Source organism: Aestuariivirga sp. (assembly GCF_044238155.1).
GTDB lineage: Bacteria > Pseudomonadota > Alphaproteobacteria > Rhizobiales > Aestuariivirgaceae > Aestuariivirga.
Genome location: NZ_JBIIDX010000142.1, coordinates 1 through 8996, shown reverse-complemented (window position 1 = coordinate 8996; position 8996 = coordinate 1). Strand labels below are relative to the sequence as shown.

7 protein-coding genes and 1 pseudogene are annotated in these 8996 nt (G+C 50.7%); 5 read left to right on the top strand and 3 right to left on the bottom strand.

Translation table 11 applies throughout. The features are described 5' to 3' along the window. Positions 1-25: 25 nt before the first annotated feature. The 3 genes and pseudogenes from ACILRN_RS13640 to ACILRN_RS13630 all read right to left on the bottom strand — a co-directional run bounded on the left by ACILRN_RS13640 (position 26) and on the right by ACILRN_RS13630 (position 3877). A complete protein-coding gene (locus tag ACILRN_RS13640; RefSeq protein ID WP_395689156.1) occupies positions 26-1030 on the bottom strand; it encodes a hypothetical protein in 1005 nt (334 codons plus the stop codon). A gap of 539 nt (positions 1031-1569) precedes the next feature. After that, positions 1570-2057, bottom strand: a pseudogene (locus ACILRN_RS13635) (transposase); the annotation flags it as partial. Positions 2058-2368: 311 nt separating this feature from the next. After that, positions 2369-3877 (bottom strand): outer membrane protein, encoded by a 1509-nt coding sequence (locus ACILRN_RS13630; RefSeq protein ID WP_395689154.1) that lies wholly within the window; start codon positions 3875-3877, stop codon positions 2369-2371. Between the two features lie 814 nt (positions 3878-4691). Here ACILRN_RS13630 and ACILRN_RS13625 point away from each other — a divergent pair. The 5 genes from ACILRN_RS13625 to ACILRN_RS13605 all read left to right on the top strand — a co-directional run. Then, complete coding sequence (locus tag ACILRN_RS13625) at positions 4692-5960, top strand: MFS transporter (RefSeq protein ID WP_395689152.1); 1269 nt, start codon at positions 4692-4694, stop codon at positions 5958-5960. A gap of 263 nt (positions 5961-6223) precedes the next feature. Continuing rightward, a complete protein-coding gene (locus ACILRN_RS13620; protein ID WP_395689150.1) occupies positions 6224-6838 on the top strand; it encodes a glycosyltransferase family 2 protein in 615 nt (204 codons plus the stop codon). 100 nt (positions 6839-6938) lie between these two features. Continuing rightward, positions 6939-7622, top strand: coding sequence for a class I SAM-dependent methyltransferase (locus ACILRN_RS13615; RefSeq protein ID WP_395689148.1), 684 nt, complete (start codon positions 6939-6941; stop codon positions 7620-7622). A 167-nt stretch (positions 7623-7789) separates the two neighbouring features. Further along, positions 7790-8314 (top strand): YdcF family protein, encoded by a 525-nt coding sequence (locus ACILRN_RS13610; RefSeq protein WP_395689146.1) that lies wholly within the window; start codon positions 7790-7792, stop codon positions 8312-8314. After that, positions 8314-8996: Mur ligase domain-containing protein (locus ACILRN_RS13605; RefSeq protein ID WP_395689144.1), on the top strand; the 683-nt coding region annotated here is incomplete at its 3' end. The genes ACILRN_RS13610 and ACILRN_RS13605, both read left to right, overlap by 1 nt.

Below are 8996 nucleotides of genomic sequence, written 5' to 3'. Positions count from 1 at the left end.
GAGGAGTGAACACTACACCGCTTTCCTACAATTGCGCGTCCTCTAGCTTTCCAGCTGGTACACAAGCAGTTCCCTGCGGAAGTTCCTTAGGAGGATTGAATGTCGCAGTTGCGATCAGGCTCCAGCTCTCGTCATCCCCCTGAAGAAACGTGAGCAGTCTGGGTGTCATTTCGGCAGAAAGCATCTGTGACTCTTGGAAAAGTGCTTGATCGACTTTCGCATAGTATGAGACGACGATAAGTCTTCCGTTACGGGATACAACAACATCATCAAAATGTATTTTTGATACTATCGGGTCTTTATATTCCGACATTGTCGTATAACCCATACCTCCAGCATTCTGTCCCTGCGCCTGGGGATTCAACATGATCCGGCTATTGCCTTCGTCCAAAAGCGTGATCCACTTCTCAATGAGGCTTACACCCAGTTTGTAGTCATCTAGGCTTACTGATGATTCGAGTCCTTTATCGATCAACGGTTCTTTGTCACAGACTGCTGCTACTGGCGTATTGAAATTAGCGTGGCTCAGTATCTTCCAGCTCGCATCTACTGAATTCCAATGGAAGACAGTGAGCCGAGGTGCCTTCTCCTTGCTCATTACGAGGGCGGCATCGGGCAGGGTTTGTGTTGTTCTCACGGAGTATCTAACAACCACAACATCATCAGCAGGGCGAGTTTCACGAACATCGCCAATTTCATAATCATCTACATCAGCTGGGAGATAGGTCTCAGCCGTATATCGCTCACCAGATGCTCGTTGCAGCTGAAAAGCTGGATCGAGATAGGGTTTAACCAGCGCCTTTGATGCTTTGTCTTGCTCAGCGGTGGTTCCAACGGTGCCGTAGGGACTACCCGTCGCAGACAGCAGATAAAAGAGAGCATGGGCTAATCCACTACCCGTTGCGCTCTTTTCTTTAAAAACGCTGTCATACGAGAGTTCAGCGGTAATCGCGGAGCTGGAATTGCTAAAGAGCAAAAAGACTGAAAAAGCGAGACATGCACCCGTTGAGACAATCTTCGTCGCAAACATTTACAACCTCTAAGCATTATTTCTCGAATAAGGCTGCCACAGCACTTTTGTTTTCGCAAGACTATGGGACTAAATCAGAAGAATTAAAGCGAGTGTATTACCGTAATAGACCACATCATTGATTTTGCCAAAGATGCTGAGACAAATAACAGTGCGAGTGTATCCAAACAGGTCGGGTGATATTTTAGAAAAGACAGAATCAGCATTCAGTTCCTGCTGATTTTCATGACATTTTCTCAGAGAGAAAAGTCAACCACGAACCAAAAGTCAATTTCCTAAGAATTCAGGCGCGACCCAGATATCGAAGCGGCTATTGCACAAATTACTCAACGTGGTTTTCAGCGCAAGGCGTCAATCATGCACTGTAATGTTGAGGAAGGAGTCAGAAATAATCTATGCAGAACTGAAAATGTAACAGTTGTTCCCTTCAAGACTAATTGACTGATGGGAGGCATCTCCATCCTCAACACCATGCCCACGATCTTCTTGCTAATCTCGTCCGGGATGTGATTCCATAGCTTGCCATGCTGCAGGTTTCAGTGCTCAAGGGCCTCAGTTACGTCCATAAGATAACGGTCATGCCAGTGGTAGAAGGTCTGACGGGGAATGCCCGGCTTCTCAAGCGTCCGCAGCACCGGGAGGTGCGACTGCTCAACGAGTAGGATGATCTCTAGCTTCTCGGGGGCGGGATATCTCATTCCTTGTCTCCCCCATCCGCGATCCTGCTTTTGTTGAGCAGGCGGCGCTTCAGCGTGACGTCAGCTACTAGGATTTTCATGTCCCGCGCCTCGCGGTGAAGATCCTTGATCTAGCCGCTGGTCGCTGCGCGAGCCGTATCCGCGGCCAGGCGCTTGTTGCCTGCTTCGAGGAACTCCTCCGACCAAATATGATACAGGCTCTCGGCAATATTCTCCCGCCGGCAACGCTCGGCAATGCCGTACTCTCCCAGCAGCCCCTCCAGCACGATGCGGATCTGCTCCTCGGCCGAATGATGCTTCCGGCTGGCTCGGCGAATGGCCTTCAACATCTGTTCGGGCGCAACGGCCCATTGGGAAACAACGACATCGACCTGCCGCAGCTTGGCGGTGTTCGCCTCAGGCATTCGCCGTTTTCTTGGCTTGTTCTGATTTTCCTCGATGCCATAAGACATACTTCATGTCGGACCACTTCAGTGAGGGTGGATCATTTGCTAGAGTATCCCATCCATCGGCTACTGAGGACCTGTATCAACGGCCTCCTTTCATGAAGCGAAACTCTATTTTATCGCCGCTGAAGTATGAATTGTAGGATACTGTTCATCGCCGATAATGATGAGGCGCACGTCAGTGATCAGTCGATTCAAAAAGACATTGCCATGCCAAGGAGCAGACTCTGGGAATAAATGTCGACGTCGTTACCATAAGAGAAATTTTCATCACCTGTGTAGTGCGCGTCGATATCGGCCATTAGATAGTCAGTAAACCGGTACTCGGCACGCAAGCGAAACCTGTCGTTGAGCTGGTAATCAGCGCCAGCACCCAATGTATAGCCATAAAGCCAGCCGGAACCCTTAAAAATAGCGGTGTCCGCAAAATTAGAACCGACCTCGATGTTGGCAATGGCCAGTCCGGCAGTAAGGTATGGCATCATCCTGCCGTAGCTATAGCCTGCCCGGAGTCTCCCGGATCCATATCCCTTCAACTCATAGAAGCTTTCAAGGCCTAAAACGGATCCTCCATTGACCTTAGCTGAATCACTGCTCAATGACGCATTCGTCAGATTGGCATCCAGCTCGATGCCAACCACGACATTGGATGACGAGTAGAAGTTACTTCCAGCATACACGCCGATAGCTGCACCAGGAAGCCAGGATGAGCTTTCGATGATGAGTGTACCATCACCAAGCAAATCGCCGGATATATCAGCATTTGCTACCAGGTAAGAACCCTGAATGCCCGCATAGAGCCCAGACCAATCCTGTCCACCACTGTCATGTTCCTGGTCAGACTGCATCTCCGGCACTGCCAGTGAACTGAGCTGGACCTCAACTCCATACTCTGTTGAAGAGTTTGCTGGTTCAAAAGTCTCACAGATAGAATCTTCATAGCACTGTATGTAGTCGATATCCGAGTCTGCAATGTTCCAATAATTCAAGTAAGGGCCGATCCCCCAATTACCCTTACGATAAATCATGCGGGCCTTGATGCCATAGCCAGACTCCTGCTCGAAGTTGGCATCTTCCCAGTTCGAATTGAAATCAGAAAATTCAGCTTTATGATAGCCAGCGAGCAGGAAATTTCCCTCAACTGTCGTCTCCAGCAAGCCATGGGAACCGAGGCCAAATCGGTGGATCAGCCCCACCGGCAGATAAAAGTATTCTTGGATTCGGTCATAACCCGAACTCGCGGAACTGAATTCATTGAACAGCCTCCGATAACCGAGACCGATGTAGGGAGACAGAACGAAACTGTCGAACGTGAAGTCCCGTCCGACTGCGATTTTCCCCTCAACGTAATAATCAGGAATGCCCTTTGCCTGACCACCCGAGCCACCGGAACTGTCCGATGCTGTCCATTCAAGGGAGCCGAACCTATAATCGACTGCAAGGAGCCCGAAGAAATTCTCGGCCAGTGGCTTGGTGCCGTAGTAGCCGATACCTCCTCTGAGTCCGGAAATTCTGACGTCCAAGCTTGGTTCGTGATAATCATAATTGGACAGGCCGATGGATATGCGGCTTTCAGCCTGGGTAGTCAGTCCATTGGTTGTGGATGCAGCATCAGCGGCAAGGGTGGAGTGGGGTGCAGCAGCCAAAAAAATGCTCACGCTCCAAGCTCGTACACACAGCCAAGTTTTCAATTTGGTATACATTCGCTTCTCTTGATGCCTTGCGATCAGAATGATTGATAAAGGGAATGCGTCAGCGCTCCTTTGGAGGCAATGTTAGTGCTTGCAATCGTCTGGCTCAACACGGGACTTGTGAAATGCCAGTCGAGCCGTAATCTTGTGTTCTTGACAGGCATGCTTGAAGTGCAAATTTGGCGAAGATTGTCTCAGCTGGCAGCATGGGCGCCATATCGCGATGAAAATTGCGCGGATGTTGCCGAACTCTCCTGTGTGTCTGCCACCCGGGCAAGCAGGCCCGCAGAGTCAGACATGTATTTCTCAAGGTAATTTCAATCACATAGTTTTTATTCTCCACACTCTGTCAGGGGTGCTGGATGTTTCCATCACATCAATTCTGCCATTTCTGACTATGCCTGAGGGAGTTTCATTGATGCCAGGTTAGGCATGGGCCACCCTTCGACAATACGCGGCCTGCTCTGGCATCGAACAGAAACTTCGAAAGCAGATCAAGGTAATCAACTCCAATACTGCGGAGAGTCTTAAATCTTAAATCGAAGTATGGCGAGCTGCATCATGCTGTCAAAAACCCGCCAAATGGTGCAGCCTGAAAGGCCAATGCCGCCTCTGATAGCTGAAATCTGCCTGGTAAAAAAACCGGCGGAACTCTTGCCAATTCTGATTTGAGGCGTGCCGAGTCAACTTCTCAGGGCTGAAAGATTGACCATATCAACTTTTTACAAACACGAAACACTGCTTAGATGATATTGACCCGGTCCTGACTCTGCACCGAACGCTATGAAGTGGGGTAGAATACTTGAACGCATTGGAAAACAGGACCATGCGAAAGGTCACGTGGCGGCTGGTGCCATTTCTGATGGCCTGTTACTTCATCGCCTATCTGGACCGAGTCAATGTTGCCTTTGCTGGCCCAACAATGATGCAAAGCCTGGGGCTTACTGCAGCGGCATTCGGTGGAGCGGCAGGCATATTTTTCATTGCCTATTTTTTCTTTGAGATACCCAGCAACCTTGCTCTGAACAGATTTGGAGCAAGGCTCTGGATTTCACGCATCATGGTGACGTGGGGTGTAATCTCTGGCGCGCAGGCCTTCGTTACCGGTGAAGTCAGCCTTTATGTCATCCGTTTACTGTTGGGCATTGCGGAGGCCGGCTTCTTCCCAGGCATCATCTTCTACATGACGCTATGGTTTCCCGCCGCCTACAGGGCCCGGATTGTCGGTCTGTTCATGTTCGCAATTCCTGTATCGACTGTGATTGGTTCACCGATCTCGGGCTACATTCTCAATCTTCATGGTGCGCTTGGTCTGGAAGGCTGGCAGTGGATCTTTCTTATTGAGGCGTTGCCGGCAATAGCAATGGCAGTGGCTGTTCTCTTCTATCTCATCGACAAGCCAACTGAGGCACATTGGTTGACAGTCGAAGAAAAGACATGGCTGCAGAGCCGCCTTGATGCTGAGCAGCGAAACCGGGAAGAGCATTTCAAGAAAGATTGGTTTCAATCTGCTTTCAACATGCGCGTCATCGCACTTGGTCTGGTCTATATGGCCATCAACATCCCGCAGTACGGCCTGAGTTTCTTTCTTCCACAAATCATCAAGGAATTCGGTGTTTCAGATATTGAAGCAGGGTTTATCACGACGCTGCCTTACCTTGTAGGCGGCTTGGGCATGATCATGTGGAGTATGCACTCTGACAGAACCGGAGAACGGGTCTGGCACTGCGTCATTCCCTTCATCGCGATGATTATTGGGCTGAGTTGCGCCGCAATCGTGGATGACCTTCTGCTGAAAATGGCTGTGCTCTGTGTTGCTGCCTGGGGTTTTTTCTCAATCCTGCCTGTATTCTGGACCCTGCCCACATCCTTCTTAAGTGGAGCAGGCGCCGCTGCCGGGATTGCGGCTGTAAACTCCATTGGAAATCTGGGTGGTTACTTTGGACCGCAGATCTTCGGTCTGCTGAAAACCGCCACGCAGGAGGACTCTGCCGGACTGGTGTTCCTTGCAATGGTCGCGGCTGCCGGCGGGTTGCTTGTCTGGATGTTGGGCCATAATCCGGAACTGGAAAAGCCACGCAAAAGTAGCGACTAGCCTACAGGTATATGCGCCATGTCGGTTACAGTGCTTAAGGGAAATTGCTGGTCGGAAACGGGCCCAAAGCAGAAACCAAAGCCTTGAGTTCTGCTAAGATCATGATGAGAGGCGTAGGTTGGTTCATAAAACACACATTTGCCAAAAGCACCATTGATTGGCTGACGCCGGAATGCACAACCGGATCAAAGAAAACACAGTAATCGACTATATACATGACAACTGCCCGACACTAATCTGCGAGACGACGTGTGGAGCGAGAGATGTCTATTCCAACGATTTCCATAATCTGTGTCACTTACAAACAGAACACGGCGCTCAAGGTTTTTGTCAATAGCATCCTGAATCAGACACAAGGAAATTGGCAACTTACTGTGGTTCATGATGGCCCATGTCTGGAATTCGATCTACTTCTCAAAGGCTTTCTTAGTGAAGGTGAAACGCGGATTTCACACTTTAATACCCCAATCCGATTCAATGACTACGGCCACTCCCTGCGCGAGCAGGCAATCGGCAAGATAACTGGAGACTATGTTCTGATAACGAATGGAGATAACTACTACGTGCCCATCCTGATTGAGGCATTGACAAAGAAGATCACGGACACTGACCCTGATGTCGTGATGTTTGACATGATACACAGTCACCATCATCCTGGCGGCAGGCCCCTCCGCTCCTACTCCTTCTTCAGAACTCAATATCAGAGGCAGGATATCGATATTGGCGCCGCAGCCGTCAGGACTTCGCTTGCCCGCAAAGCGGGATTTCGCGACAAGACATTTGAGGGTGATGCGACTTACTTCGAAGACGTCGCACGGGCGTGCGTTGGCCCACTCAAGATCGCAAAAATTCCACAAGTATTGTTTGTCCATAACTAAGAATGAGCAAAATGCTGAAAGCTGCACAGGACAAGACTTTTAGGGCTCGCAAGGATGCGCAGGTGGGCGATGCTTGCACGCTCTGCATTGGAGATGGCGCGTGAATTGGTCGGTCCGCCGGATTGGCTCCATATCAGCCCTGAACAATGCAGATCGGTATCTGGAAATTGGGGTGAACAAAGGCGAGACATTCCTCAATGTCCAGGCCCGCTTCAAGGACGGCGTCGATCCCGACTTTCAATTTGACACCATGGCCTTCGCTACGCCGGGCATCAGGTTCTTTACCCAGACCAGCGATCAATTCTGGATTTCTGGGGAACCGGGCCTTTACGACATAATTTTTATTGATGGAATGCATACTTTTGAACAGACGCTCAGAGATTTCATTGCATCTATCCGGCATTCACATCGCCGTACTGTGTGGATAATCGACGATACACTTCCGTCTGACGTGTTTTCATCTCTTCGTGACAAGGAACATTCCTTCCGGGAGCGGCGACAACATGGTCTCGGGGGGTTGCCTTGGCATGGTGATGTATACAAGGTCGTATTGATGATTCATGATTTCTTCCCGGGTTTCAGCTACCGTACGATCATCGACTCTGGAAATCCGCAGACAATAGTCTGGCAGTCGCCAAGAAAGGCGTTCCAGCCGAAGTTAAATAGTCTTGAGGCGATATCGCGGCTGACATATTTCGACATTCAGTCAAATGCCAATCTGTTCAATCTCACGGACGAGGAAGCCAGTTTGCGAAACCTGAGCAGCGATCTTGCAGGAACCTGACATGAGCGACGCTGTAGCCGCTTAGGCTTCACGCGGCATCATCAAATGGTCCCGCAGGGGCAAATCAGCCAGTAGTGCAAGGACCTGAAGCTACGGAGCGAGGACCAGCGCCTCTGAAACCCATGGAAGATACATTTTACCAAAGTCGTGACGCCATCACCTCCTTCTTGTTCATCGAGGATCCCCCGGAGCGGGTTGATTTTTGTTTTGTCATGGGGAGTCCGTCAATCACCACTATTTTTCCGGCCATCGATCTTTACCATCAAGGGTTTGCCCCAAAACTGGTCATCTCGGGGCGGGGACCCGGCATCGAGGCAGAGCCGGAATGGCTGGCTTACTCCAACATGGCCATCAAACACGCTGTGCCCCCGTCGGCAATTCATGTTGAAAAGGAAGCTCGAAACACCCTCGAGAACTTCGTGTTCTCTTCCCATGTCATTGCCACCGAGATTGGCTGGAACAATGTGACGAGTGTTGCGATAGCGGCCAAACCCTTTCACATGAGGCGTGTCCAGATGACTGCACGGCGACACTGGCCCGGCCACATCCGTCTTATCATGCGGCCGTCATACGCAGAGGATGAGCCTTCGGCACTCGATTGGTGGAAAACGGAGTCAGGCCGGCGTTTTGTATTCGGCGAACTGCGCGCCATCGGAAACTACGCGTTGATGGATAAGATTGGAGGCGTCTGATGAAGCGCGAGGGTTTTATCCACCTCGTGGGAATAGGCGGCGACGGGATGCTCGCGATTGCCCAATATCTCGCCGATCAAGGCAAGCGTTTCTCTGGTAGCGATTTGCGCAGCTCCGCTGAGCTTTCCTCACTTGCTGCCAAAGGAATCGACGTATTTGATGAACACCGCGCAGCAAATGTGTCAAATGCCGAATTATTGGTTCTGAGCGATGCAGTTCCACTTTCCAGTCCAGAAGTGATTGAAGCCCGCATAAGGGATGTACCGATCATGCGGCGGGCGGAATATATCGAACATCTCACCAGAGACCGCCAGCGGATATATGTTGCCGGCTCCCATGGGAAGACCTCGACGTCGGCGATGATCGCAACCGTGCTCCAGCATGCGGGGAGGTCGCCAGGATTCATTCTAGGCGCCAGCGTTCCCTGTCTCGGGAACCGGCGCGGTCGTGCCTCCTCGGCTGGCCCCACGGTGATTGAGGCATGCGAAGCGTTCAACAATCTCGCAACTCTGCAGCCCGACCATGCTGTTCTTACAAATGTGGACAATGATCATCTCGAACATTACGGTTCTCAGGAGTGGCTGGACAAGGCGTTTCGAAAATTTCTTGGCCGCGCCTCGAATGTCCCTATTGTTAACGGTGATGACTCTGGTGTGCGCAGGATTCTCGCGCATGAGGGATT

Excerpts from the sequence above, each read along its gene's own strand:
- ACILRN_RS13640 (WP_395689156.1), bottom strand. The coding sequence starts at position 1,030 with ATGTTTGCGACGAAGATTGTCTCAACGGGTGCATGTCTCGCTTTTTCA.
- ACILRN_RS13630 (WP_395689154.1), bottom strand. The coding sequence starts at position 3,877 with ATGTATACCAAATTGAAAACTTGGCTGTGTGTACGAGCTTGGAGCGTG.
- ACILRN_RS13625 (WP_395689152.1), top strand. The coding sequence starts at position 4,692 with ATGCGAAAGGTCACGTGGCGGCTGGTGCCATTTCTGATGGCCTGTTAC.
- ACILRN_RS13620 (WP_395689150.1), top strand. The coding sequence starts at position 6,224 with ATGTCTATTCCAACGATTTCCATAATCTGTGTCACTTACAAACAGAAC.